Raw genomic sequence first — 24,613 nt, 5'->3', positions numbered from 1 at the left:
TAAATGGAATGGTTACACCGGCAGTTATTACATTTAAACATCTACGCGAAGTTTATCGAGTGGACGAAGAACTGTGTTCTGCCTGGTTTCAGTCCCTTACCCTTATATACGGTAGCCACTTTCTTTTTTAAAGAGATAGGTAAAGATACGCTGGTGAATAAATCATCGTCACTTGCCTATAGTTTTATGCTGGCTATTTTCCCAGGTATTATTTTCCTGTTTACACTGATCCCATTTATTCCGATTAAAGGTTTCCAGGATCAGTTATTAAGCCTGATTGAGCTTGTTTTGCCGCATAATGCATATGAAGCCTTTGAATCTACGCTGAATGATATTGTTAAAAACCAGAATACGGGTTTATTGTCCTTTGGTTTTTTATCGGCTATCTTTTTTGCCACGAACGGCGTGAAAAACCTGATGAAGGCTTTTAATAAATCGTCACTGATTATCGAAACCCGGGGCTGGATTAAACAGCGGTTGATTGCGCTGGCACTAACCGTATTTATCTGCCTGTCTATTATCGCCTGTATCACAGCCATGGCTTTAAGTGAAGTACTTTTAAAGTACATTAAAGATGAGCTTCATTTAAAGGCTAGCCTGGCGGTTTATGCCATTCAGTTTACACGCTGGGCTTTACTGGCAGGTTTATATTTTATCACCATTTCGATTTTATACCGTTACGGCCCTTCTCATGCAAAAAAATGGCGATTGTTTAGTGCCGGTTCATGGCTGGCTACTATTTTAGCTTTTATTACCATCTGGGGATTTTCCTTTTACATTAATCACTTCGGCTCTTATAACAAGGTTTATGGCTCCATTGGTACTTTAATTGTAGTGATGATCTGGCTATACCTCAATTCTTTTATTCTATTGATCGGGTTTGAGCTGAATGCCAGTGTTGATGTGAGTAAGCGCAGTGTTAAAATTATTCGCCCCACCTTTAATCTCTTTAAAAAAAGTGATCCCATTGATGAAAATTTCCAGAAAAAATAATTTTTTCTCCCTCTGTGTTAAGCAATTATCAATTTAATATAAAAAAAACAACATCATAGTTTGCAGATTTAGCTGGAGTTCGTACTTTTGCCTCCGGAAAGCTGGCAGAGTGGTCGAATGCGGCAGTCTTGAAAACTGTTGACTGTCATAGGTCCGGGGGTTCGAATCCCTCGCTTTCCGCCGGGAGGGTCTTTTATCAAAGACCCTCTTTTTTTTGTCCTGATTTTCCAAAATCTTCATCCCTCCCATTGGATCTAAAGAATTTCAAAAACGTCTGAACATACTTAAAAAACTAAAATGCAGCATACCTGCTATTTAAAAGCCTTATTAAATTAATCTCGAATCATTACATCAGTATTTACCTGAAAAAAGATATAAATATAATGGTCGCTCGTGAGAACGGGCTGCACATAAAAAAGCCGTTTCAAAATTAATTTCGAAACGGCTTTACTTTAAAAATTGATGCTATGCATTATTTTTTAACAGCAGCTTTTTTTGCTTTGTGGTGTTTTTTGGCAGATACTTTTTTAACCTGAGTTTTTTCGGTTTTGGCTTTAACAGGTTCTTTGGTTTGCGCATTTACTGCATTAAATGTAAATGTAGCTACCAGGGCGATCATTAAAATTTTAATTGCTTTCATGTTGATTTTTATTTATGGGTTTATAAATCTTGTTGATTGTTTAATAAAGTTCAACATATCAAATGAAGAATTAATGAATATTTATGAAGGGTATTTCTAATTTTTAAAGGCACAAAATCGTTATCAGAGAGATATTGAGAGCTGAATTATTAAAACGATTTTATTGGCCATCGGGGCAACCTGGTATTGGTAAGTTCTCAATCAAAAACTGGTCAGAAAATCTAAAGATGAAATAAAATATCTGAATCAATCCAAAACTATGAAAGCCTTTGGATGATCAGAATTACAGAAAGAGAAACGCTTCTTTAGCGAAATTTCAAATAGGTTAATGCAACCTTACTTTAACGATTTCTCCATTTTCTTTAACCTCTACAAACTCCTCAATCCTGTCCTGGTGGTCAACTGTATATTTTTTTTGCTGATAATAATTGGTCTGTCCGCCATAACTGTTGTAACCCGAACCTGTATACTCATTGTAATAGCCGTTGGAGGTCCAGTCTAAAAATCCCTGTAAAAAGTATTTACCTGGTTTCATTTCCGGAAAAGTAAATTTACCATCGCTGTTCGTAATGGCTTCCAGCCTGTACATGTAAGCTGCTGTCGAGAGGTAGACATAACGCCTCTTTCTAAAATTCTCTTTGTCTTTCCTCAGTTGGTACCAGGCTTCAAAATAAGGGGTAACCGGTAATAAGACGACCTTAATCTGATTGGCCAGAATTCTTGCACCGGCTCTGAAGCCCATATTGTTTTTTGCCTTTGTAAAAGCCACACCTTTTATGGTAGCAGTTCCTTTAGCCAGCATTTTTTTTGCCTGCAGGGAGTCAAAAACAACTTCAGGGTAGAAGATTTGCTTTTTATCTTTTTCTTCAGGCTCTTTATACTGTGCCAGAGAATGATAGGCAACACCACCAATGATCATAATGGTTAAAACAAAACTTTTTAAATTCATAGGATTAATATTTATACATTTTGTAATCTTTATTTATAGGTTTTAAAGATGATGAAAACAAGCTTCAGCTTACGATCAAACAGCATCACCCGAGGTCTGATCTTTTAAAATTCCGGATAGACAATCATTTTAAATGCAATTTAGATGGTACGATGAATTGGAGACAAAGCTAGATGAAGAAATCCCGTAAATAAATACCAGTATTTGTTGTTTTTTTTCTACTTATTTTCTGGTATTTAAGGATATCAATAAAGCATATTTATGATCACTATATAAAAAATTAATAAGATGAGCAGCAGCATAAAATCATACCATTATTGAAAAGAAAATACCCAATACAGGCAGATAGAATACTTTAAAACCAGGAATTGTCGGTCAATAAGATAGCTTATGATTTTGCACATCACTTGTCAAAAATCTATGAAACATGTATCAAAAACAAAATGTTGAAAATTTGCCGTAGCACCGTGTTTATTGTTAATGATATTCATTACATCTTGTTAAAAAAATGATGAATCTGCAAACAGTAATCCATATCCCAAAAAGTAAATGTTGAATACAGGATTATTGCGGTTAGCGGAGCTACAAACGGAGATGTACTCTATTCAAATGTCAATCGAGCAATGCATGCATTGACAATGTAAGCCTGCCTTATTCCATTAATTTAAAGAACTGTTAAACAATCAGATAACCTGGCATTAGGTTACAGTAAAATTATAGCGGCACATGAGATATAAAATGTAAGCTATCGATGCAGCAAAAAAACAACTTATTTTTTTATCTTAGTTCTAAGAATATCCATGTATTCTCAGTTATTTAAAAATATTAACGCTTACTCAATTTCTTATTAAAATGACGAATGACACGCTCATCGCACTAAATCCATTCCAAAATATAGCCATGGCCTTTTCAGGCGGTGGATTCCGCGCTGCATCTTACGGCCTGGGTACTTTAAGCTACCTGAATCACCTCGAAAGCAATGGAAAATCATTGACAGAAAGAATCAGCTTCATTTCTTCAGCCTCCGGCGGAACAATTGCCTCCATGCTTTATGCTGCGGGTGTACATCAGGATCAGCCATTTATCGATTTTTACAAGAAGCTTTATCATGATCTTAACGGCGAGGCCATAGTAGAACTTGCTCTGACTACCCTAAATGATGATAGCCAATGGCAGGCTGGTGCTGACTTCAAACAGCGAAACCTGATCAATTCTTTTGCAAAGGCTTATGATGAGATCTTTTTCAAACAACAAACCCTATCTGTTTTTTTTGAAAAAAGCTACAGGAAAAAGATGGAAGTTTGCTTCAATAGTACTGAATTTTACCGGGGGCTTAGTTTTCGTTTTCAGACGGATGGAACAGACAATCCACATCAGGTCATTGGGAATAATTACCTCTGGTTTGATCATAAGCAGCTGGAAACCTTTAAAAAGATCAAATTAGGTGACGTGCTGGCCGCTTCTTCCTGTTTTCCAATTGGCTTTGAACCCATTGTTTACCCGTCTGATTTCAGTTATGCTGATTCTCCGGAAAAAACATTAAATGCAGCAGCATTAAGATCAGCGCTTTATTATGAAAATTATAATGAAAAAAGCTTCCCGCTGTCGTTTGTACCGGAAGGTGGCCTAACTGCTCAAGAGGAAAAGGATAGTCATATTAACACTGTAGCATTGATGGATGGCGGAATCACGGATAACCAGGGACTTTCCAGCCTGATGCTGGCTGATAAAAAAAGACGTAACAGGGTAAAACCTGACCCATTCGACCTGATCATCGTTACCGATGTAGCCAGTTATTTTATGGACAGTTATGAGTCTCCGGTGATCGAACAAAAGCAGGGCTGGAGAGAAAACAGCCTGAATTACTATCTCACCAAATTTAAAAAGACGGCAAAAAACATTAACCGTTATCCCCTACTGTTTAGCTTTACCTGTATCATTTTGGCCGCAATGGGATGGATTTTCAAACATTCAGAAATAAATTTACTGTTGATCATTTTAGCCAGTGCTACCGCTACTCTCACTGTTCTAAGTAGTATGATGGTATATTCATCAACAGGTAAAAAGCTGATCAATAGCCTCATTACTTTTGATTTAAGGGAATTGCTTTACATTAAACTTGGCCTTCAAAAGTTTTTCTCCGCCATTATTACCGATAAACTGGCTGGTTACCTGCAGTTCACCCGATTGAATGTACTTGAGCAAATGATCAAAGCCAGGTTAACTTCCGCAGTGACGATGGTATCAGACGTTAACTTAAAGCAGGTCAGGCGGCTGATTTACCAGATATTTTTCGAAGATTCGAGATGGGATAACAGGCGAGTGCCCAATTTTATTTACGAGTTAAGTACTTATAATATAGCCGCCAGGCACAACCGGTTTAACAACCAAAAACGTTTAAAGTGGCTGCCTACACCGGCTGATAAACAGCTCCTGCTGGAAGGTCTTGAAAAAATTAATCCCATAGCCGAAATCGCCCGTTCAGCTGATACCACCCTCTGGTTTGATGCCATTCAGGTGAAAGGTGAAGTGCTTAAAAAAATTGTCAGCACCGGGCAGTTTACCACCTGTGCAAATCTGCTCGAATATGTGATTTCGCTGGAAAGGAAAAATGTTGCCGTAGACCCTGCCCATCAGGCTGAACTTACACACTTAAAAAGCCTGCTGGAACGTGATTTTATTCATTTTAAAGAAAATCCGTATTTTCTTTTTGATCAACTTAAAGATTGAAGCACTTAACGACATGCAATCAGCTAACTATATTGTTCAAAAAAAGAATAGCCATTTGATATTAAAATTTATCTCCCTGATTGGTTTAAGTCAAATCAAGATGCTGTAGTGCATTTTCCAGATTTTAGAAAATAAGTAGATTATAAATTAGATATCGGAGTAATCTGTTGGATAAAGAAAGGTTGTTACATTTTTCGAGACATTGTTCTGGTACTGTGGTAATCCGCTGATCTTTTTGTACTCCGGTCCGAATGCAGTCCAGTGATTGTCGCGATCAGCCTTGTTATTAAAGGTTGTCATGTACATCAGGTTGGGCATTTTGCTTCCAGAGATGACCTGACCGTAGAATACCGCATTGAAATTAAGTTTATTAAAAATACTGATCTCCAATTCATTGAACATGGCAATTTTATTTAATGAAAGTTTCTCGGTACTGGCTTCATAACTTCTGAGTTCGTACACCCTTTCTGCTTTGGGCGATGTTAATTTCGGTACCGCAGGAGAAGGCATACCTTCAAAAGTTTTTAAAATAATTGATTCTATACGCAAAAAAGGCGCCTGATTGAATGCTGCATTTAAATAGTCATTTCCTGCGCTGAGATAAGTCTGGTCTTTTTGCAATGCCTGCTCTATTTTAAGATAATTTTCAATTTTCCTGAACGGGATCAATACGTAAATCATTAGCTCAGCAGAATCCTTTTGAATGGGTTTGAATACGCCGATACCTGAAATTCCTTGCCGGTGTAATGCAGGCAAATAAGCGTTTTCCAGATAATGGTCGACTGTTTTTTCCTGTGCCGCATCTTTGAGATGATAAATCTTAATCTGATAATAATATGCAGGTTTAGCGGCAAAGGACGAATTGTACATAAATACAATAGCGGCACTGAAAATCAGCTTTATAAGTGAAAACTTAAATATTGTCATGATGAGAAATAATTTAAGATTAACGATATGAAGTCAGCAACAGAGGATTAATTTTAGATAAAGCTTTGAAAGTGGTAAAGTCGCAATTTAATGTATGATATGGATAAAAAAGCTTATCTAGTTAATTTATATGTAATACCTGTTATTATAATTTCGCTCATTATTTAATGGCAACTGTTTATCTCAGCTGCCATTAAATCTAAGCCTATAAATTACCTTGTGAATCGTTATGTACTCTTATTGCCTCGCCAATCATCGTAACAAATCGGTCGCCTAACTGATCCATTGTGCGCCAGCGTAAACCCTGCTCACCTGGTTCCGCATATATTAAACCAATCTTCTTTTCCTTATCAAAGATTCGATAGGTGCCATTTTCCTGGGGCTCAATGCCAAAAGTTCCATCTTGAGTATCGATTGAAAACTCCTGAAGTGTAGTAGCTGAATGTATTTCATTGTCCACCTCCGAAATATTTGTCGTTTCAATTGTATCAGTAATTTCAGGAATAGTCTCTGCTTCTGGTGTAGGTTGCGTAAATAGTTCATTCATATTGGTATTTTCCGTAGCATTATGCATAGCGGTAACATTGCCTCTATCGAAATGATGATGCCGATAAAACTCAGCATGGACTGTCTCAACTGATTCTTCTTCCATATCTAATACAGGCGAACCTGCTATTACTGATCTGATTTGCATTTCGGTATCTCTGGTTACCTCACCGATAATATAACGCGGCATAGCAATAAATTGGCTTTCCACCATTTCTGGTAAAATCACTTCTTTTTTATTATCTGCGAGGTTTGCGTAGCCAATGGGAATCAGTATTGCTTTTTCATCATCACCAGAAATTGACTGGTCAAGATCAATGATGATATATCGGATAGCATTTTGCACAGGGTCAAATAACATGTCTCTAACTTTACCAACCTGCCTATCATTTTCATCCTTTACCGACCAACCTGTAATATCCATTTCACCATCAATCAACTTATAATCGCCCTTAGATAATTCCTCGAGGTTAACATATTCAATAATTCCTGAATTCATAATTTATTTATTTTGCGGGAATTCACTTTCCCTCTTCTCTCAAACAACAGCGTAAGGAAATGGTTTTGTTTGTGAAAGCTGAGGAATTTTGAAAAACGTCTGTTCGCACTAGTTTAATCATCATAAAATTACAGATAGATGAGTGCATTAAGTTTCTTAAGTTCTCTCCTAAGATAAAAAGAGCTACTATATTTTAAATATTTCAAAACCTATTTATCGTTAAGCGTAAAGAAAATAACAGATGATCAACCAACGCGTGTAAACATTGAACCGCCAAAGAATTATTATAGAAAGACTTAGCATACCTTTATAAGGAAACTGGTTTTAGGAATTTCCATTTTTGGCATGTAACATATTTTACCTAATTAGCTGTTTAGTATCAGCCCATATTGTCGATCTTTATCATCACTTAAATGAAATAAATGAACGAACTTGAAAGTTATATCAATCACCATTTCGGCATTAGTGCTGATGAATGCCAAAAAGTGAGCGAATTATTTAAACCGGAAGTAGTGGAAAAGGGAAGCTATTTTTTACAAACCGGGAAGTCCTGCAATAAACTTAGTTTTATAAAAAGCGGCATTTTAAGGGTTTTTGTGAACCTATTAGACAAAGAAGTTACCCAGTGGATAGGCACAGCTGGATATTTTATGACCGATCTCCGGGGTTTCATGTTTCGCGAAACATCCCGCTTTGATATCCAGGCTTTAACAGAAACGCATTTATACACAATTGATTATGAAACATACGTTACTATCGGAAGACTGGTGTCCAAATGGCATGAATTTGAAAAACTGTTCATGGGTAAATGTTTTGTAATGATGGAGAATCGTATTTTAGACCTTATCTCCATGACTGCCGAGAAGCGTTATCAAAAATTCTTTAGTGAAAATCGTGAGCTTTTTAACCAGGTTCCGCTTCAATATCTGGCGTCCATGCTAGGCATGACACCTGAAACCTTTAGCCGTATACGCAGAAAAATGGTTTCTTGATTTTTGTCAAGCGCAGTGCCGAAGTTTCAGTTGTATATTTAAGGGAATCAAAAATCATTGTCATGAATCACGAAAAAACGATGGCTGTCGTTATCAAAATTGAAGAAGCAGCTATAACCGCGGTTGCTATTTATTTCTTAACGAAATATCATCTGGGATTATCTGTTTGGCTCTGGGTATTGCTGTTTTTTGCACCTGACCTTTCAATGCTGGGTTATCTGGTAAATTCCCGCATAGGTGCTTTCACGTATAACTTGTTCCATCACCGTGCTGTAGCAATAGGCTTGCTGGCGACAGGCTTTCTGATGCACATGGATATTCTTATTTCAATAGGCTTACTATTAGCCGCACATTCATCTTTTGACCGCATGTTGGGTTACGGACTAAAGTTTACAGATAATTTCAAACATACCAGTTCAGGCTGGATAGGAAAAGGGCAATAAAATTTTTCGGTCTAAATCAGCCATTTTTTAAAAGATTAATAGATGTAAGTAAACCATTTAATGGATGAAGATGTACTTGTTCCCTAAAATCCGGGTCGTTTTCAATAGTGTTATTTCCACCTGTTGAATGTTTACTTATATTTTTTTTAACAAATTTTCATAAAATTTTATAATCCGGATAAATAAACGTTAATTAGACGATTATTTATTGTTATGAGCACAGCAAACTATGTAATTGGGGTTGATTACGGGACCGATTCTGTTCGGTCTGTTTTAGTAGATACCGCTAATGGAAAAGAGATTTCGGCTTCCGTTTTTCTTTACCCACGATGGCAAAAAGGTTTATATTGTAAGCCGTCCATCAATCAATTCAGACAACATCCTTTAGATTATATTGAAGGCTTAACCCACACCATTAAAGATTGTTTGGCAAAAGCAGGAGGAGCTGAAATTGCACATTTAGTGAAAGGAATTTCCATTGATACAACTGGATCTAGCCCGGTTGCTGTTGATGCATCAGGAACTCCCTTAGCCTTAACGCCGGGTTTTGAAGAAAATCCAAATGCCATGTTTGTGCTTTGGAAAGATCATACCGCAGTTAAAGAAGCGGCTGAAATTAATGATCACGCTAAAAATTTTCCGGTCAACTATCTAAAATATGTTGGTGGAATTTATTCATCAGAATGGTTTTGGTCTAAGTTACTGCGGATTTTCAGAATAGATGCTGCCGTTAAAAACAGTACCGAATCATGGGTAGAGCATTGTGATTGGATTCCTTTCTTACTAACCGGAGGGAATGACATCGCCACCATGAAACGCAGCCGCTGCGCTGCCGGACATAAAGCTTTATGGGCAGAAGAATTTGATGGTTTACCTCCGGAAAGTTTTTTCAGCAGCCTGGATCCGCTTTTAGCTGACTTTAGAGAAAAACTTTTTGCGGATACTTATACCTCCGATGTTTCTGCAGGAACTTTGAGCCATGAATGGGCAGATAAGCTTGGCTTAAAAACGGATGTAGTCATCGGCGTTGGTGCTTTCGATGCACATATGGGTGCCGTAGGCGGTCAGATTGAACCTTATTACCTGAGTAAAGTGATGGGTACCAGTACCTGTGATATTTTGGTAGCGCCAAATCAGGATTTAGATGGTAAATTGATTAGCGGAATCTGCGGACAGGTGAACGGTTCGGTAATTCCGGGTATGGCGGGTTTAGAAGCCGGTCAATCTGCTTTTGGCGATGTTTATGCCTGGTTTAAAAACTTAATCAGCTGGCCTTTAAATCATTTACTTACCGAATCTAATATAATTGATGAAGCTACGGCAATCGCTTTGAAAGACGAACTGGAAAGCAAAATCATTGCTAACCTGAGCAAACAGGCTGATGCGCTGGATGATGATGATTATGCTGAGTTAGCCATCGACTGGTTAAATGGAAGAAGAACACCAGATGCCAATCAGGAGCTTAAAGGTGCCATCACAGGGCTTGGTTTAGGTACCGATGCCCCCCGGTTTTTCCGTGCTTTGGCCGCCGCCACTTGTTTTGGTGCAAAAGCCATTGTCGATCGCTTTAAAGAACAAGGCGTTCCGGTGAAAGGAATTATTGGCATTGGCGGAGTAGCCAAAAAATCATCTTACATTATGCAAATGATGGCTGATGTTTTAGAAATGCCAATCAGAATCCACCGTTTTGAGCACACCTGCGCCTTAGGTGCAGCCATGTTCGCCGCAGTTGCTGCTGGTATCTACCCCAATATCGAAGCCGCAATGGCCGCTATGGGAACAGGATTTGAAAAAGAATATACCCCAGATATTAAAAAGCAGAAATTGTATCGCCAACACTATCAGGCTTACTTAGGCCTGGGTAGATACCTGGAAAAATATAATAAAAAGGATGTTAAACCTTATTTGTCATGAGCAACTATCAGGATATAAAAGAGCAGGCTTATCTGGCTAATATGCAATTGCCAAAATTAGGTCTGGTGTTATTTACTTTTGGAAATGTGAGCGCAGCCGACCGTGCTAAAGGCGTTTTTGCCATTAAACCAAGTGGTGTTCCTTACGAGGATTTGTCAGCTGATAAGATGGTGATCGTGGATTTCGATGGGAATACCGTTGAAGGAAATTTACGTCCCTCATCAGATACTAAAACGCATGCTGTTTTATACAAGCATTGGGAAGATATTGGCGGCGTAGTACACACCCACTCTACTTACGGAACTGCCTGGGCACAGGCACAAAAGGCCATTCCGATTTATGGAACCACACATGCTGATCACTTAACTGTTGATATTCCTTGTGCACCGCCGATGGATGATGCCATGATTAAAGGCAATTATGAATACGAAACCGGCTTCCAGATTATGAACCATTTTGAAAGTTTAGGATTAAGTCACAAAGAGGTCGAAATGATCCTGGTAGGCAACCACGCGCCATTTACCTGGGGAAAAAATGCAGAGAAAGCTGTTTACAACAGCGCAGTACTGGAGGCCGTGGCACAAATGGCGATGTTAACACAGCAGATCAATCCACAGGCACCGAAGTTAAAAGATTCATTAATTGAAAAACATTACGAGCGTAAGCACGGTGCGGGCGCTTATTACGGACAGGTTTGAGGGAGTTTGGAGTCTTGAGTCACCTCGTATCCGTTATCACGAGGAGGTACGACAGCCTGCCCTGACTTTTCGGGTAAACAATATTTTGATAAACATTAATTGATTACTTAGTCTGAAGTTTTCAATCGATTAATCATATAACCAACAATAAACTATTAGCATTTAAATAAAATAAATAATGATTGATTTAAAAAAATTACAAGTTTGGTTTATCACTGGTACACAACATTTGTACGGTGAAGAAACCTTAAAACAAGTAGCTGAGCATGCACAACAGGTAGCCGATTCATTAAACCAAAATGAAAATATCTCGGTTTCGGTAGTCTACAAACCCATTGTGAAAACTACTGAAGAAATTTTCGAAACACTGCAACAAGCCAATATTGACGAGAACTGTATTGGTGTAATGACCTGGATGCACACCTTTTCACCGGCTAAAATGTGGATCAGAGGCTTGAATGTTCTGCAAAAACCTTTGCTTCATTTGCATACCCAATTTAACCGCGATATTCCATGGAATACCATTGATATGGATTTCATGAACCTGAACCAAAGTGCACACGGAGACCGTGAATTTGGCTTCATGGTTTCGCGCATGCGTAAAGACCGTAAGGTAGTGGTAGGTCACTGGCAAGATGAAGAAGTAGCAAAACAGGTTGATACCTGGTGCCGTGCTGCTGCCGGATGGAACGATTGGCAAGGTGCAAAGTTTGTTCGCTTTGGTGACAACATGCGTTTTGTAGCTGTAACTGATGGTGATAAAGTGGAGGCCGAAATGAAATTTGGTTTTTCAGTAAACACTTATGGCATAGGTGATTTAGTAGCTGTAATTAATGAAATAGGTGAAGATTCGATTCAGGCTTTGTTGACAGAATATGAAGAAACTTATGACATGGCTGACGACCTGAAGGCTGGTGGTGCCAGACATCAATCGGTTTATGATGCTGCAAAGATTGAGTTAGGTTTAAGAAAGTTCCTGGAAGATGGTGGTTTCAAGGGCTTCTCTGATACTTTCGAAGATTTACATGGTATGATTCAGCTTCCGGGAATTGCCGCTCAGCGTTTAATGGCCGATGGTTATGGATTTGCTGGTGAAGGCGACTGGAAAACAGCAGCTTTGGTACGTGCCTGTAAAGTAATGGGTGCCGGACTAGCTGGTGGTAATGCTTTTATGGAGGATTATACATACCATTTTGACCCGGCTAACTCGATGGTGTTAGGCTCGCACATGCTCGAGGTTGATGCCAGTTTAGCTTCAGGCAAGGCAAGTTTAGAGGTTCATCCCTTAGGTATTGGTGGCAAAGCTGATCCGGCCCGTTTGGTTTTTAATGTTTCAGGTGGTGATGCTTTAAATGCATCTTTAATTGACATGGGCAATCGCTTCCGCTTGTTAGTGAACGAAGTAAAAGCAGTTGAAGCTGAAAATGATTTACCTAATTTGCCGGTAGCTCGTGTACTTTGGAAACCACTTCCTGATATGAAAACAGGTTGTGCTGCCTGGATTTATGCCGGTGGTGCACACCATACGGCTTATAGCCAGAATCTGACTACTGAACATTTATTAGACTTCGCCAATATTGCAGGTTTAGAATATGTAAATATTGGTGCAGATACTAAAATCAACCAGTTCAGAAATGAATTGCACTGGAACGAGGTATTCTACAAATAGTTCTTTAAACTACTAAATATGAAAGCCGATAATTAAAAATTATCGGCTTTTTTTCATTTGCAAAGTGCAGAAATAAAAGAAATCTACTCGATACTTACCATCGCTTTAATCACCCCGTTTTTCGGATCCAGCCAACTTTTAAACTGCTCCTTAACTTCGCTAAAAGTAACCTGGTGGGTAATATAATTGGTCGGGTTTACCAGTCCAGCTTTCATAGATTTAATTACGTGTTCAAAATCTTCGATAGTGGCGTTTCTGCTACTCATTAGAGTGGATTCGCGTTTGTGAAATTCGGGGTGGTTGAATATGAGATTACCTTTCTGCAAGCCGATTAACACAAATCTTGCACCATGCGCCATGTAATTGATCGCATTGTTAATAGCTTTTTGATTTCCTGTTGCATCGATTACCACTGTAGGCATATCGCCATTGGTAATATTGCTAAGCCGCTGAACCACGTCGGCATCTAGTGCATTAATAACGTGCGCAACCCCTAATTTTTCTTTACAAAAAGCTAACCGGTCTTCATTAATATCCAAAGCGATCACGTTTGCACCGGCAATTCTCGCAAATTCCATTGTACCTAATCCAATGGGTCCGGCCCCTATTACCAATACAAACTCACCTTTTTGAACATCAGCCCGCCTAACGCCATGTGCTCCGATAGCCAAAGGTTCTACTAAGGCCAGCTCATCATAACTCAAACCTTCGCCATGCAAAAGCGTTCGGGATGGTACCTGCAGATACTCTCGCATCCCACCATCTACATGCACACCGCAAACCTGCATTTTTACACAGCAGTTGGGTTTGTTCATCCGGCAGGCAATGCATTCGCCACAATTAAAATAGGGAATAAAAGTAACCTTCTCTCCTATTGTAAATCCTTCAGCACCATCTACTTCTACTAACTCCCCGGATAGTTCGTGACCTAAAACTCTTGGGTAATTGAAGAAGGGTTGAGTACCTTCAAAAGCATGCAAATCAGTTCCACAGATTCCGATTCGTTTGATTTTGATAATGGCATGGTCTTTCTTTAATTCAGGTTTTTCAGTTTCTGAATATTCAAAAGTGCCAGGTGTAGTGCAAGTAAGGATTTTCATATATTTCAATAATTGAATAAATGAGTGAATTTTGAATGAATGAATTTTGAATGAAAAAATGATTGAATTAGTTAATTTTGAATGTAAGAATAATTGAGTTTTGAATGAAAGAATATGTAAAGCGATTTATAGCCATTCATTCTATTATTCTCTAATTCTATTATTCTCTAATTATTTTTCTATGCGTTTGCCAAAGCCCTGTCTAAATGCACATAACCACCATCCACATGAATAATCTGTCCGGTGGTGTGACTGGATTTATCCGACATCAAAAACACTGTCATGTTGGCGATCTCTTCAGCCGTTGTCATCCTGTTTTCCAAAGGAATTTTAGAGGTGATCTCATCAAGCTTTGACTGCGCATCTGCCAAGGTCTCGATCCAGGTTTCGTAAGCCGGTGTCCAGCATTCGGCCACTACCACTGCATTAACACGGATTCCGTACTTTAATAATTCAACCGCCCATTCGCGGGTTAACGCATTTCTGCCACCGTTTGCTGCCGCATAGGCTGAAGTGTTTCCTTGTCCGGTTTCAGCCGTTTTGGATGTTATGTTGACTATCGCACCTTTACTTTTGATCAATTCAGGCAAAGCATGATGTGCCATCAGGTAATAATGAACCACATTCTTGTGCAATGAGGCCATAAAATCTTCGTAGTTTCCACTTTCTAAACCAACACCATCGTTAACGCCGGCGTTATTTACCAAACCATCAATTCTTCCGAATTTTTCAACAATTGAGCGAATCACATTTTTGCAGTCTTCCGGTCTGGATAGTTCCGCTACAAACTGCGCGGCCTGACCGCCATTCTGCACAATTGCATCCACTACTTGCTGATTATCCGCTGCTTTTCTGCCAACAATAACCGCAATTGCATTTTCTTTTGCAAAAACCTCTGCAATGCTCCGTCCAATGCCTTTTGCGGCACCAGTAATGATAATGACTTTTTCTTTTAAGTTTAAATTCATATTCTTTAATTAGAAATAATAGCAATGGTGAATGTAAATGCCATTTGCAATTCTTTTATTCAGAAATCCGTTCCAATTGCTTGAAATGTTTTCTTCTAAATTTTAGTAGTGTTTTGTTTTAAATTCCTCATTTTTTATTTTCCATGCCGATGCCGCTTTCGTTTTATATGTCAGTTAAAGTTAAAATACGAGATCATAAAGTTATTTGACCATCTCATTAATATAAAACTGGAACAGGTTAGCGATGCGCGATTTTATAGCCTCTTAATCCGAAAAACAGCACCACAACGAAACAAACCAATGGGATACTATAACCCACCTGAATATGATCTCCATACATATCAATTAATGTTCCCATTCCGAATGGTAAAATTGCACCACCTACAATGGACATGATGAGCCACGAAGAACCTGGTTTAGTATCATCTCCGATTCCTTCAATCCCTAAAGCAAAGATAGTGGGGAACATAATAGACATAAAAAAACCTAGTCCGCCAAGTGCATAAACCACGATTACACCACTTCCTGTAATGGCCAGTAAACACAATAAAACAGAAATAACAGCATAAATCGATAAAAGCTGATGAGAAGCAATAAATTGTAAAAGTGCAGTTCCTGCAAACCTGCCTGCGGTAAAGAGAAAACCGTAAATAGCCAGGTAAGATGCTGCTGTCTTTTCGTCAAAGCCACCACCTTGCTGAGCCATCCTGATAAAAAAACTCGTTACACATACCTGCGCGCCTACATAAAAAAACTGCGCAATCACTGCCCACCTGAGGTGCTGATGTCGCAATGCCCCGAAAAAGCTTCCTTTGGCTTCGCCATCAATACTTTTAGTTTTAATTTCAGGGAGGTGAATAAAATAAAATATCACAGCAATAACCAGTAAAATAATACCCAAAGTGATGTAAGGCATTTTAACAGAAGCAGCTTCTTCCAGAAAATAGTGGTTTCTGCTCCCTTCTGACATTGCTGCGAGTTCTTCTTTCGTGTGCGATTTTCCTGACAGAATAAATAATCCGCCAATCATTGGAGCCACCATTGCGGCCAGGCCATTAAATGATGCAGCCAAATTTAACCTGCTCGTAGCCTTAGCCGGGTCGCCTAAAACTGCTGCATAAGGATTGGCTGATGTTTCAAGCATCGTTAATCCACAGCCAATGATAAAAAGAGCGACCAAAAATGTCACATAAGAAAGGTTATTAGCAGCAGGAACAAATAAAAATGCACCAAATGCAAAAGCAAGTAAGCCTGAAATCATAGTGGCTTTATACCCCCATTTTTTTAAGATCATTCCGGCCGGAATCGCCATTAAAAAATAGGCAAAGAAAACGGATGTGTCTATCAGCGTAGATTGCCTATTATTTAAGTTACATGCCTTTTTTAAATGCGGTATTAATATGGAATCCAGGTTGTGGGCCATTCCCCAAAGGAAAAATAAACTTACTACAAGTATAAATGGTAATACGTATTTCTTACCTGATGAGGGATCTCCTGTTGTTATAATTTCTGGTGCGGTGTTGTGGTTCATTATATTTGGTTTTATTTATTATGGTAATGCTGGCCTGAAAAAAGAACCAAATGGCCTCTTCTATGCTCATTGAAGATAAGCCATTGCGCCCATCAGTTCATCTGTTCTCAAAGCCAATGCAAGCTATAGATCATTATATGTTATCCAGTTGGCTTCAATCAATAGGTTTTAAATTTTGAAATTAGTAAAAAACATTTAGAATATACTATAATCGGCCCGATCCCCTTGAGGTTGCTGATTATGAGACCATAAAGATAAAATGGTTTTAAAGCATATACTGGATTAGCTTCTTTAAGTCATTTGTGGATTATCAATCCGGTATTTTACGACATAAATTACCATTTAGAATGAAGTATCTAAGATAAATGGGTTCATCAAAAATATGGGCATTCATCATACGGTGATCTTTATAATTTATAAGTAATAAGCAATTTTCTCGTTTAAGTTGGCGTTAACAGTAAAATCCGTTGAATGGGAATACACTGGAATATTGGTTAATAAGAATCAAATATGGGGAAACGTAGTCATAAAAACTTGTAAAAATTGGTTCAGAGAAAACTGTTTTTCAACTCATCACTAAGGCCTAAACATCTTGATGGATATTTAGATCAGCAGATAAAATTTTTATCAGCATTATTTATTTTATTTGTATTTCATTCTAATCAAAACAAATGCAGTATCAGATACCATAAAAATCAATGAAATTGAATATCATATTAACATTGGAATTAATTTTAATCCATATATTTCGACTGTCAATTATATATAAATAATAAGGGATGTTTTCATTAACAAATAAAAAAGCAATAGTTACTGGCGGCGGAAGTGGTATCGGGAAAGCTATAGCGATCATTTTAGCACAGCAGGGTGCTGAAGTCCATATTTTAGAATTGGGCATCGGGCAGGCAGAAGCAACATTAGCAGAAATAAGCAATCAGGGCGGTAAAGCTTTTAGTTATGCCTGTGATGTGTCTGACCATCAAAATGTTAAAGTCATTTTTGATCAGATCGGGGAAATCAATATCCTGGTGAACAATGCCGGTATTGCACATATTGGCAAGGCAGATACTACAGAAGAAGCTGATTTTGACCGGGTAATGCGGGTAAATGTAAAGGGTGTTTACAATTGTTTGTATGCAGCAATTCCTCACCTGCGTGCTGCTGGTGGTGGAGTCATTATTAATATGGCCTCTATTGCATCTTTAGTAGGTTTACCTGATCGTTTTGCATACAGCACAGCAAAAGGTGCGGTAAAAGCCATGACGATGAGTGTGGCGAAAGATTATATTTGTGAAAACATCAGGTGTAATTCCATTTCGCCGGCCCGCGTACATACGCCATTCGTTGATGGATTTTTAAAAAACAACTATCCTGATCATATAGCGGAAATGTTTCAGAAATTATCTAAAACACAGCCGATTGGCAGAATGGCCAGACCCGAAGAAGTAGGAGCCCTTGCCCTTTATTTATGCAGTGATGAGGCTTCGTTTATTACAGGCTGCGACTACCCTATTGATGGGGGTTTTACTACTTTGAATAATTAGGCGGAAGCGAAAAGCTTAAAGCAGAAAGCGGAATGCGGAAAGTTTTTGATAATTAATAATCTACATCTTGTATTTGACATTTAATACTAAATAAAACAACATGAAATTAATACGTTTTGGAGCGGCAGGCGCAGAAAAACCAGGAATTATTATAGATAATAAATACTATGATGTTTCTGGTTTGGTACAGGATTACAATGAAGAATTCTTTGGCGGCAATGGCCTGGAAAAATTAAAGCAGGATCTTACATCAGCAAGCTTAACTGAAATAGATAAAGGTGTACGCCTCGGACCAGCTTTAGCACGTCCGTCTAAAATAGTTTGCGTAGGTTTAAATTATAAGGACCATGCAGCCGAAACCAATGCAGCCATTCCGACAGAACCCATTTTATTCTTTAAAGCCACATCAGCAATTGTTGGCCCTAATGATGACCTGATCCTTCCTAAAAATAGCAGGAAAACGGATTGGGAAGTTGAACTGGCAATTGTTATTGGCAAGAAAGCCAGTTATGTTTCAGAAGAGAATGCCTTAAACCACGTAGCGGGTTATGCTTTACACAATGATTACAGCGAACGTGAATTCCAGATTGAGCGTAACGGACAATGGGTAAAAGGTAAAAGCTGTGATACCTTTGCTCCTATCGGTCCCTTTATTGCTACGCCGGATGAAATTGAAGATGTGCACAAGCTTCGCCTGTGGCTAACCGTAAACGGAAAAACATTGCAGGATGGTAATACCGCTAATTTTATATTTAATGTGCCTTTTATCGTTTCATACATCAGCCAGTTTATGACACTTTTGCCTGGTGATGTAATCTCTACTGGTACACCTGCCGGCGTTGGATTAGGACAAAAACCAGAACCCTGGTATTTAAAAGCAGGCGATGTGGTGGAGTTAGGAATTGATGGTTTAGGCAGCAGTAAACAAGAAGTTAAAGCTTACACAGAAAAATAATGCAAAGATATTGCTTCACTCTTGATCTGATTGACAACCCATCTTTGATTGCTGAATATAAAAAATATCATGAAGCAATTTGGCCGGAGATACAGGAAAGCATCACATCGGCCAGCGTGCTTGATATGGAAATTTACTTAAGCGGAAACAGGCTGTTTATGATAATGGAAGTGAATGAAGATTTCTCTTTTGAGCAAAAAGCAAAAGCCGACCTTGAGAACCCTAAAGTACAGGAATGGGAAACCCTGATGTGGAAATACCAGCAGGCCCTTCCCGGCGCTCAGCCGGGAGAAAAATGGCGGTTGATGGATAAAATTTTCAAGCTATAACCCATGATAGATACCCATGTACATTTTTGGAACTTCGACCCTGATAGAGACAGCTGGATAACGGAAGACATGCGGGCGATCCGGAATGATTTCGCTCCTGAAAACTTAAGCCGGATATATCAAGATCTTCAGATTACAGGTTGCATAGCCGTTCAGGCCAATCAGTCTGAAGCAGAAAATGAATTTTTGCTGAACCTGGCTGATGATCATGATATGATCAAAGGTATTGTTGGATGGATCGATTTTAAAAATCCAAATTTAGAAAGCAGGCTTGATTATTATAAAAACTTTAAAAAGATTAAGGCCTGGCGACATGTTCTTCAGGCTGAAACAGCCGCATTCATTCTTGATCCTATTTTTATCAATGGGATTAAACAGTTGAAAAAATTTGGTTACACTTATGATTTATTGTGTTACCATAACCAGCTGAAAAGCATTATACAAATGGTTGATCAAATTCCTGATCAACCATTTGTTCTTGACCACTGCGGAAAACCGGATGTTAAAACCCAGGATTTAAAAACCTGGAACGAAAACATTAAACTGCTGGCTGAAAATCCAAATGTTACCTGTAAAGTATCAGGACTGTTAGCAGAAGCAGATTGGAAAAACTGGAAAGAAGCAGAACTTTTTAATTGCTTTGATGTGGTATTTGAAAATTTTGGTGTAGAGCGGGTGATGTATGGCAGCGATTGGCCGGTTGTGTTGGTAAGTCGCCCTTATGAGGATTGGTTTAACCTGGTTAATAAATACGCTTTAAGGTTTAGCGAAAAAGAAAGGAAATTAATTTTCGGAAATACTGCGAAAGCTTTTTATAAGCTTTAAAGCATAGCTATCAGGCCTTTTTAAGGTTTCGAATCAGGTAAATGCTCAAATAAACCAAATATAACAGATAGTGCAGGATGGAGAAATTAATATATAGTATTAGTTTTCAATTTTAAAAGGCATCTGACAGAAACAATAGCTTAAATAATGAGTAAAAAAATTACCTTTCCTTATAATTCTCAATATCCCTCTGTTGCCGACTTAAGACGCAAAGCGAAAAGCAGAATCCCTAAGTTCGCATTTGATTATTTAGAAGGTGGTTGTAATGAAGGATTGAACTTAGCCCGTAACGAGAACGACTTTGATAATATTTATCTTAAACCAAATTATTTACGAGTTGGTGGAGATATTGATATGTCAATAGAACTCTTCGGGCGTAAGTACAGTGCTCCGTTTGGCATCTCTCCGATAGGATTACAAGGTTTAATGTGGCCAAACGCACCGGAAATTTTAGCTAGGGCAGCTGCCAAACACGATATCCCTTACACTTTAAGTACTGTTTCTACCAGCAGCATCGAGCGCATTGCCGAGGTATCTGAAGGAAAGGCATGGTTTCAGCTTTATCATCCTACAGAGAACAGGCTGAGAGATGATATACTAAATCGTTTGAAGGCGGTTGAGTGCCCGGTTTTGGTCGTACTGGTTGATGTTCCGGCATTTGGTTTAAGGTACAAGGAAATCAAAAGCGGACTTTCCATTCCCCCTAAAATGTCGATCAATAACATCCTGCAGGCTTTTGCCCGTCCGTTATGGGGTATTAAAACACTTCAGCATGGCATTCCATCTTTTGCTACATTAAAGCCATACATGGAAAAAGGTATGGATATGTCGCAATTAGGACAATTCATGAACAGGACTTTTACCGGCAAAGTTGATATCGAAAAGGTTTCTGCCATCCGCGAAATCTGGAAAGGGCCATTGGTATTGAAGGGTATTACAACCGATGAAGATATGCAGGTTGCTATACAGATTGGGGTAGACGGTGTAATGGTATCAAATCACGGTGGAAGGCAAATTGATGCAGGTGAATCATCCATCAATTCATTAATGAAGTTAGCGGCAAATCCGGCTTATAAATCGAAACTCAAGATCATGATGGATGGTGGTATTCGTTCAGGAGTTGATTTAGCCAGGGCGCATGCCGTTGGATCTGAATTCAATTTTATGGGTCGTCCGTTTATGTATGGCGTTGGTGCCCTGGGTGATGAAGGTGGTGAACACACCATTAACATGTTCAAAACGCACCTCTACCAGATCATGCAGCAATTAACCATTGAGAAGATATCGCAATTCCCTGACAGGCTGCTGAAAGTATAAATGAAGTCCGATGTCAGGAGACCAAATATCCCAAGTGTTGCGAATGATAAAATACATGCTGCTGTTTCCTTTCTTTCCGAGTTTCTGCAGCTAAGCCAAAAAAATTGTAAATCAACGGCAAAAGAAAAAGCGCTCCTGCAGTTGCAGGAGCGCTTTTTTATTATTTTGAAAACTTATACGTCGTACTCGTTTTATACGTCTCTCCGGGTTTCAATTCTGTAGAAGCAAAGTTTGGATGATTTGGTGCATCAGGAAAATGCTGTGTTTCCAAACAAATTGCTGAGCGGTGCGGATAAGATTTACCCCCCTTACCATCTTGATCAGCTCCTGTTAAAAAGTTCCCGCTGTAAAACTGTAAGCCAGGCTCAGTGGTATATACTTCCATTTTAATTCCTGTTGAAGTACTTTTCACCGTAGCCACAGGTGTTTTTGCATCATGTTTATTCAGTGCGAAGTTATGGTCGTAGCCTTTTCCAAACTTCAGTTGCTCATTGCTTTCTTCAATAGATTTTCCAATGGTTTTGGCTTTGGTAAAATCAAATGCAGTTCCGGTTACAGCTAATAATTTACCTGTCGGAATTAAAGTAGAATCAACTGGGGTAATCGAATCTGCCGCGATGGTAAGTTCGTGATCCAGGATACTTTTATTTCCCTCACCATTTAGGTTAAAATAAGCATGATTGGTCAGGTTTACCACTGTAGCCTTATCAGTAGTGGCTGTATAATCAATCTGTAAAGCATTATCATCTGTTAAAGTATACAGCACCTTTATATCCAGCTTACCTGGATATCCGGCTTCGCCATCTTTAGCGGTATAGGTTAATTCTAACTTCTGCCCATCTACCTGTTTTGCATCCCATACTTTCGAATAAAAACCATCGGTTCCACCGTGTAAGGTATTTGGCCCGTCGTTCAGCTGTAAAGTATATTGTTCTCCATTTAAGGTAAATTTGCCTTTGCCAATCCGGTTGCCGTATCTGCCGATTAAAGCTCCGAAAAACGGCTCTCCTTTTTTGCGGTAAGCACCAATACTGTCGTAGCCCAACACCACATCTGTTAATTTATCATCCTTATTAGGCACTAAAAGTGAAACAATCCGCCCACCATAATTTGTAATGGTAACGGTGGTACCCTTTGCATTTTTCAAGGTGTAAAGACTTACCTTTTTACCGTCAATGGTGGTATTGTATTTTAAGGAATCTGTTTGCGCAATGGTTTCTGTAGCCTTATCAGCCTTTGGATTACAGGAAGAAAGCGCCACAGCTAAACAAAATGTTGCCAATGGTACCGCGCTAAGCATTATTTTTTTCATAAAGATCTATTTTGGTTAGGGCTAAATTAAGAAAATATATTATCCTTGCCATGACGATTATAATTATAATTGTAAGATTATTGATGTGCCTCTTGATACATCTGCAAAATAAATCATATAATTTAACGGCGATATGCAAGATTTTCATTTTAAGCCCAGCGCTTTTCTTTTCGACTTAAACGGCACTATGATCAATGATATGGAATACCACACCAAGGCCTGGCATGCCGTGATGAATGAAGATCTGTGTGCCAATCTGGATTACGATGTCGTAAAAAAAGAGATGTATGGAAAAAACCATGAGGTATTAGCGCGTGTTTTCGGTAAAAATAAATTTAGTGATGAGGAGGTGAAAAAACTTTCCTTCGATAAGGAAAAACGATACCAGGAAGGATACCTCCCCCATTTAGCCTTAATTGGCGGATTAGCTGATTTTCTGGATAAGGCCAGAGACAAAAACATCAAAATGGCGATTGGTTCTGCAGCCATTCCTTTCAATATCAACTTTGTGGTGGATGGATTGAATATCCGTCATTATCTTTCCGCGATCGTCAGTGCCGATGATGTCGCAGTTAGCAAGCCTGACCCGGAAACTTTTCTAAAAGCCGCAGCAGCACTTCAGATTCAACCTAAAGATTGCCTGGTTTTTGAAGATGCACCGAAAGGTGTAGAATCGGCCCTGCTCGCAGGAATGAAATGCATCGTGTTAACGACTACGCATACTCTAGCAGAATTTGAAGATTATTCCAATATCCTTACTTTTATCAGTAATTACAACGACCCTAAATTAAATACGCTTTTTTAAATGGCAAAATATATCAATCAAAAACCTGTATTGGTGGCGGTAGATTGCATCATCTTCGGCTATGATGGTGAACAGCTTAAGCTGCTGGTGATTAAAAGAGCCATCGAACCGGTTAAAGATCAATGGAGCTTAATGGGTGGTTTTATCGGTGAAGCAGAAGATTTAAATGGCGCAGCCAAGCGGATTTTACTGGAATTGACCGGCTTACATGATGTTTACCTGGAACAGCTTCATGCCTATGGTTGCCCCGACCGTGACCCTATTGAGCGTACCGTTTCAGTGGTTTATTTTGCTTTAATTGACATCAATAAGTACAGTACCCAAATCAACGATCAGTACCATGCAGAATGGTTTAATGTGACAGAAGTACCGCAATTAATCTTCGATCATAACACAATGGTACAGGCGGCTATGGATAAAATCCGTTATCAGGCAGCCCTGCACCCCATCCTTTTTGAACTTTTGCCCAAAAAATTCACCATCCCACAATTGCAGGCTTTGTATGAACAGGTATATGATGCCCCGATTGACAATCGGAACTTCATCCGGAAAATTACCGCCAGTGGTTTATTGATCAAGCAGACTGAGAAAGATAAATCAAACTCCAGACGTGGCGCATTTTATTTTAAACTGGATAAAAACAAACATAAGGCGCAATTTCAGTCTTTTTTAAATTTTATTCCAAAGACTGTGAAATAATTTTTGGGTGTTCTGATTTGCTATAAAATTAGAAATCAACTATTTATAGTCGTGATTTTTTATCATAAATGTATGACTAAAAATTAATTTCAAAAAACATTTGCGTGATTAATTATTATCTCTATATTTGCACCTCCTTAAACAAAAGGAAATGATTCCGTAGCTCAGCTGGTAGAGCATTACACTTTTAATGTAGTGGTCCTGGGTTCGAATCCCAGCGGGATCACA

At 38.7% G+C, this 24,613-nt stretch carries 22 protein-coding genes and 2 tRNA genes; 16 read left to right on the top strand and 8 right to left on the bottom strand.

Annotated features, from left to right (window positions below):
- The first annotated feature begins 3 nt into the window (after positions 1 to 3).
- Positions 4 to 993, top strand: coding sequence for a YihY/virulence factor BrkB family protein (locus CBW18_RS12015; RefSeq protein ID WP_088301586.1), 990 nt, complete (start codon positions 4 to 6; stop codon positions 991 to 993).
- Between the two features lie 95 nt (positions 994 to 1,088).
- Positions 1,089 to 1,173 (top strand) — tRNA-Ser (locus CBW18_RS12010).
- Positions 1,174 to 1,465: 292 nt separating this feature from the next.
- Here the strand turns inward: CBW18_RS12010 and CBW18_RS21390 are convergent.
- The gene (locus tag CBW18_RS21390; RefSeq protein ID WP_172406511.1) at positions 1,466 to 1,633 is read right to left on the bottom strand and encodes a hypothetical protein; all 168 of its coding nucleotides are present in this window, start codon (positions 1,631 to 1,633) and stop codon (positions 1,466 to 1,468) included.
- A gap of 325 nt (positions 1,634 to 1,958) precedes the next feature.
- A complete protein-coding gene (locus tag CBW18_RS12005) occupies positions 1,959 to 2,582 on the bottom strand; it encodes a carboxypeptidase-like regulatory domain-containing protein (protein ID WP_216359235.1) in 624 nt (207 codons plus the stop codon).
- A gap of 852 nt (positions 2,583 to 3,434) precedes the next feature.
- Here CBW18_RS12005 and CBW18_RS12000 point away from each other — a divergent pair.
- Positions 3,435 to 5,312: a patatin-like phospholipase family protein gene (locus tag CBW18_RS12000; protein WP_088301585.1), complete on the top strand. Its 1,878-nt coding sequence runs from the start codon at positions 3,435 to 3,437 to the stop codon at positions 5,310 to 5,312.
- Between the two features lie 147 nt (positions 5,313 to 5,459).
- Here CBW18_RS12000 and CBW18_RS11995 read toward each other — a convergent pair whose 3' ends face one another.
- Positions 5,460 to 6,239 carry an NIPSNAP family protein gene (locus tag CBW18_RS11995; protein ID WP_088301584.1) on the bottom strand — a complete coding sequence of 260 codons (780 nt, stop codon included), beginning with the start codon at positions 6,237 to 6,239 and terminating at the stop codon, positions 5,460 to 5,462.
- A gap of 205 nt (positions 6,240 to 6,444) precedes the next feature.
- Positions 6,445 to 7,284: a PRC-barrel domain-containing protein gene (locus CBW18_RS11990; protein WP_088301583.1), complete on the bottom strand. Its 840-nt coding sequence runs from the start codon at positions 7,282 to 7,284 to the stop codon at positions 6,445 to 6,447.
- Positions 7,285 to 7,706: 422 nt separating this feature from the next.
- On the opposite strand from CBW18_RS11990, the gene CBW18_RS11985 reads away from it, so the two are divergent.
- The 5 genes from CBW18_RS11985 (at position 7,707) to araA (ending at position 13,000) form a co-directional block, all read left to right on the top strand.
- Positions 7,707 to 8,276 carry a Crp/Fnr family transcriptional regulator gene (locus tag CBW18_RS11985; protein ID WP_088301582.1) on the top strand — a complete coding sequence of 190 codons (570 nt, stop codon included), beginning with the start codon at positions 7,707 to 7,709 and terminating at the stop codon, positions 8,274 to 8,276.
- Between the two features lie 62 nt (positions 8,277 to 8,338).
- Positions 8,339 to 8,719 carry a DUF4260 domain-containing protein gene (locus CBW18_RS11980; protein WP_216359234.1) on the top strand — a complete coding sequence of 127 codons (381 nt, stop codon included), beginning with the start codon at positions 8,339 to 8,341 and terminating at the stop codon, positions 8,717 to 8,719.
- Positions 8,720 to 8,932: 213 nt separating this feature from the next.
- Positions 8,933 to 10,633 (top strand): ribulokinase, encoded by a 1,701-nt coding sequence (locus CBW18_RS11975; RefSeq protein ID WP_088301581.1) that lies wholly within the window; start codon positions 8,933 to 8,935, stop codon positions 10,631 to 10,633.
- Positions 10,630 to 11,331 carry an L-ribulose-5-phosphate 4-epimerase gene (locus CBW18_RS11970; RefSeq protein ID WP_088301580.1) on the top strand — a complete coding sequence of 234 codons (702 nt, stop codon included), beginning with the start codon at positions 10,630 to 10,632 and terminating at the stop codon, positions 11,329 to 11,331. The genes CBW18_RS11975 and CBW18_RS11970 overlap by 4 nt, the downstream gene beginning before the upstream one ends.
- A gap of 178 nt (positions 11,332 to 11,509) precedes the next feature.
- A complete protein-coding gene (gene araA, locus CBW18_RS11965; protein ID WP_088301579.1) occupies positions 11,510 to 13,000 on the top strand; it encodes an L-arabinose isomerase in 1,491 nt (496 codons plus the stop codon).
- Positions 13,001 to 13,083: 83 nt separating this feature from the next.
- Here araA and CBW18_RS11960 read toward each other — a convergent pair whose 3' ends face one another.
- The 3 genes from CBW18_RS11960 to fucP all read right to left on the bottom strand — a co-directional run bounded on the left by CBW18_RS11960 (position 13,084) and on the right by fucP (position 16,599).
- Positions 13,084 to 14,100 carry a zinc-binding alcohol dehydrogenase family protein gene (locus tag CBW18_RS11960; protein WP_088301578.1) on the bottom strand — a complete coding sequence of 339 codons (1,017 nt, stop codon included), beginning with the start codon at positions 14,098 to 14,100 and terminating at the stop codon, positions 13,084 to 13,086.
- 179 nt (positions 14,101 to 14,279) lie between these two features.
- Positions 14,280 to 15,068 carry an SDR family oxidoreductase gene (locus CBW18_RS11955; RefSeq protein WP_088301577.1) on the bottom strand — a complete coding sequence of 263 codons (789 nt, stop codon included), beginning with the start codon at positions 15,066 to 15,068 and terminating at the stop codon, positions 14,280 to 14,282.
- Positions 15,069 to 15,306: 238 nt separating this feature from the next.
- Positions 15,307 to 16,599, bottom strand: coding sequence for an L-fucose:H+ symporter permease (gene fucP, locus CBW18_RS11950; RefSeq protein ID WP_088301576.1), 1,293 nt, complete (start codon positions 16,597 to 16,599; stop codon positions 15,307 to 15,309).
- Between the two features lie 779 nt (positions 16,600 to 17,378).
- Here fucP and CBW18_RS11945 point away from each other — a divergent pair.
- From CBW18_RS11945 to CBW18_RS11925, 5 genes are all read left to right on the top strand, one after another.
- Positions 17,379 to 18,143 carry an SDR family NAD(P)-dependent oxidoreductase gene (locus CBW18_RS11945; protein ID WP_088301575.1) on the top strand — a complete coding sequence of 255 codons (765 nt, stop codon included), beginning with the start codon at positions 17,379 to 17,381 and terminating at the stop codon, positions 18,141 to 18,143.
- A gap of 100 nt (positions 18,144 to 18,243) precedes the next feature.
- Positions 18,244 to 19,098: a fumarylacetoacetate hydrolase family protein gene (locus CBW18_RS11940; RefSeq protein WP_088301574.1), complete on the top strand. Its 855-nt coding sequence runs from the start codon at positions 18,244 to 18,246 to the stop codon at positions 19,096 to 19,098.
- Positions 19,098 to 19,427: an L-rhamnose mutarotase gene (locus CBW18_RS11935; protein WP_088301573.1), complete on the top strand. Its 330-nt coding sequence runs from the start codon at positions 19,098 to 19,100 to the stop codon at positions 19,425 to 19,427. The genes CBW18_RS11940 and CBW18_RS11935 overlap by 1 nt, the downstream gene beginning before the upstream one ends.
- Positions 19,428 to 19,430: 3 nt before the next feature.
- Complete coding sequence (locus CBW18_RS11930) at positions 19,431 to 20,252, top strand: amidohydrolase (protein WP_088301572.1); 822 nt, start codon at positions 19,431 to 19,433, stop codon at positions 20,250 to 20,252.
- Positions 20,253 to 20,399: 147 nt separating this feature from the next.
- The gene (locus CBW18_RS11925) at positions 20,400 to 21,569 is read left to right on the top strand and encodes an alpha-hydroxy acid oxidase (protein WP_088301571.1); all 1,170 of its coding nucleotides are present in this window, start codon (positions 20,400 to 20,402) and stop codon (positions 21,567 to 21,569) included.
- A gap of 160 nt (positions 21,570 to 21,729) precedes the next feature.
- Here CBW18_RS11925 and CBW18_RS11920 read toward each other — a convergent pair whose 3' ends face one another.
- Positions 21,730 to 22,881, bottom strand: a complete 1,152-nt coding sequence (locus CBW18_RS11920; protein WP_088301570.1) for an aldose epimerase family protein — start codon at positions 22,879 to 22,881, stop codon at positions 21,730 to 21,732.
- A 133-nt stretch (positions 22,882 to 23,014) separates the two neighbouring features.
- Between CBW18_RS11920 and CBW18_RS11915 the strand changes: the two genes are divergently transcribed.
- The 3 genes from CBW18_RS11915 (at position 23,015) to CBW18_RS11905 (ending at position 24,611) form a co-directional block, all read left to right on the top strand.
- Positions 23,015 to 23,686, top strand: a complete 672-nt coding sequence (locus CBW18_RS11915; protein WP_088301569.1) for an HAD family phosphatase — start codon at positions 23,015 to 23,017, stop codon at positions 23,684 to 23,686.
- Positions 23,687 to 24,385, top strand: coding sequence for an NUDIX domain-containing protein (locus tag CBW18_RS11910; protein ID WP_088301568.1), 699 nt, complete (start codon positions 23,687 to 23,689; stop codon positions 24,383 to 24,385).
- A 153-nt stretch (positions 24,386 to 24,538) separates the two neighbouring features.
- Positions 24,539 to 24,611, top strand: a tRNA-Lys gene (locus CBW18_RS11905).
- Positions 24,612 to 24,613 lie beyond the last annotated feature (2 nt).

Origin of the sequence: Pedobacter sp. AJM, from assembly GCF_002197755.1 — a bacterium.
Classification (GTDB): domain Bacteria; phylum Bacteroidota; class Bacteroidia; order Sphingobacteriales; family Sphingobacteriaceae; genus Pedobacter.
The sequence above is the reverse complement of the archived record's forward strand: the minus strand, read 5'-3'. Positions and strand labels throughout refer to the sequence as shown.

What these genes read in the sequence shown, in the direction of transcription:
- CBW18_RS12015 (WP_088301586.1), top strand. Translation starts at nt 4, where the DNA reads ATGGAATGGTTACACCGGCAGTTATTACATTTAAACATCTACGCGAAG.
- CBW18_RS21390 (WP_172406511.1), bottom strand. Translation starts at nt 1,633, where the DNA reads ATGAAAGCAATTAAAATTTTAATGATCGCCCTGGTAGCTACATTTACA.
- CBW18_RS12005 (WP_216359235.1), bottom strand. Translation starts at nt 2,582, where the DNA reads ATGAATTTAAAAAGTTTTGTTTTAACCATTATGATCATTGGTGGTGTT.
- CBW18_RS12000 (WP_088301585.1), top strand. Translation starts at nt 3,435, where the DNA reads ATGACGAATGACACGCTCATCGCACTAAATCCATTCCAAAATATAGCC.
- CBW18_RS11995 (WP_088301584.1), bottom strand. Translation starts at nt 6,239, where the DNA reads ATGACAATATTTAAGTTTTCACTTATAAAGCTGATTTTCAGTGCCGCT.
- CBW18_RS11990 (WP_088301583.1), bottom strand. Translation starts at nt 7,284, where the DNA reads ATGAATTCAGGAATTATTGAATATGTTAACCTCGAGGAATTATCTAAG.
- CBW18_RS11985 (WP_088301582.1), top strand. Translation starts at nt 7,707, where the DNA reads ATGAACGAACTTGAAAGTTATATCAATCACCATTTCGGCATTAGTGCT.
- CBW18_RS11980 (WP_216359234.1), top strand. Translation starts at nt 8,339, where the DNA reads ATGAATCACGAAAAAACGATGGCTGTCGTTATCAAAATTGAAGAAGCA.
- CBW18_RS11975 (WP_088301581.1), top strand. Translation starts at nt 8,933, where the DNA reads ATGAGCACAGCAAACTATGTAATTGGGGTTGATTACGGGACCGATTCT.
- CBW18_RS11970 (WP_088301580.1), top strand. Translation starts at nt 10,630, where the DNA reads ATGAGCAACTATCAGGATATAAAAGAGCAGGCTTATCTGGCTAATATG.
- araA (WP_088301579.1), top strand. Translation starts at nt 11,510, where the DNA reads ATGATTGATTTAAAAAAATTACAAGTTTGGTTTATCACTGGTACACAA.
- CBW18_RS11960 (WP_088301578.1), bottom strand. Translation starts at nt 14,100, where the DNA reads ATGAAAATCCTTACTTGCACTACACCTGGCACTTTTGAATATTCAGAA.
- CBW18_RS11955 (WP_088301577.1), bottom strand. Translation starts at nt 15,068, where the DNA reads ATGAATTTAAACTTAAAAGAAAAAGTCATTATCATTACTGGTGCCGCA.
- fucP (WP_088301576.1), bottom strand. Translation starts at nt 16,599, where the DNA reads ATGAACCACAACACCGCACCAGAAATTATAACAACAGGAGATCCCTCA.
- CBW18_RS11945 (WP_088301575.1), top strand. Translation starts at nt 17,379, where the DNA reads ATGTTTTCATTAACAAATAAAAAAGCAATAGTTACTGGCGGCGGAAGT.
- CBW18_RS11940 (WP_088301574.1), top strand. Translation starts at nt 18,244, where the DNA reads ATGAAATTAATACGTTTTGGAGCGGCAGGCGCAGAAAAACCAGGAATT.
- CBW18_RS11935 (WP_088301573.1), top strand. Translation starts at nt 19,098, where the DNA reads ATGCAAAGATATTGCTTCACTCTTGATCTGATTGACAACCCATCTTTG.
- CBW18_RS11930 (WP_088301572.1), top strand. Translation starts at nt 19,431, where the DNA reads ATGATAGATACCCATGTACATTTTTGGAACTTCGACCCTGATAGAGAC.
- CBW18_RS11925 (WP_088301571.1), top strand. Translation starts at nt 20,400, where the DNA reads ATGAGTAAAAAAATTACCTTTCCTTATAATTCTCAATATCCCTCTGTT.
- CBW18_RS11920 (WP_088301570.1), bottom strand. Translation starts at nt 22,881, where the DNA reads ATGAAAAAAATAATGCTTAGCGCGGTACCATTGGCAACATTTTGTTTA.
- CBW18_RS11915 (WP_088301569.1), top strand. Translation starts at nt 23,015, where the DNA reads ATGCAAGATTTTCATTTTAAGCCCAGCGCTTTTCTTTTCGACTTAAAC.
- CBW18_RS11910 (WP_088301568.1), top strand. Translation starts at nt 23,687, where the DNA reads ATGGCAAAATATATCAATCAAAAACCTGTATTGGTGGCGGTAGATTGC.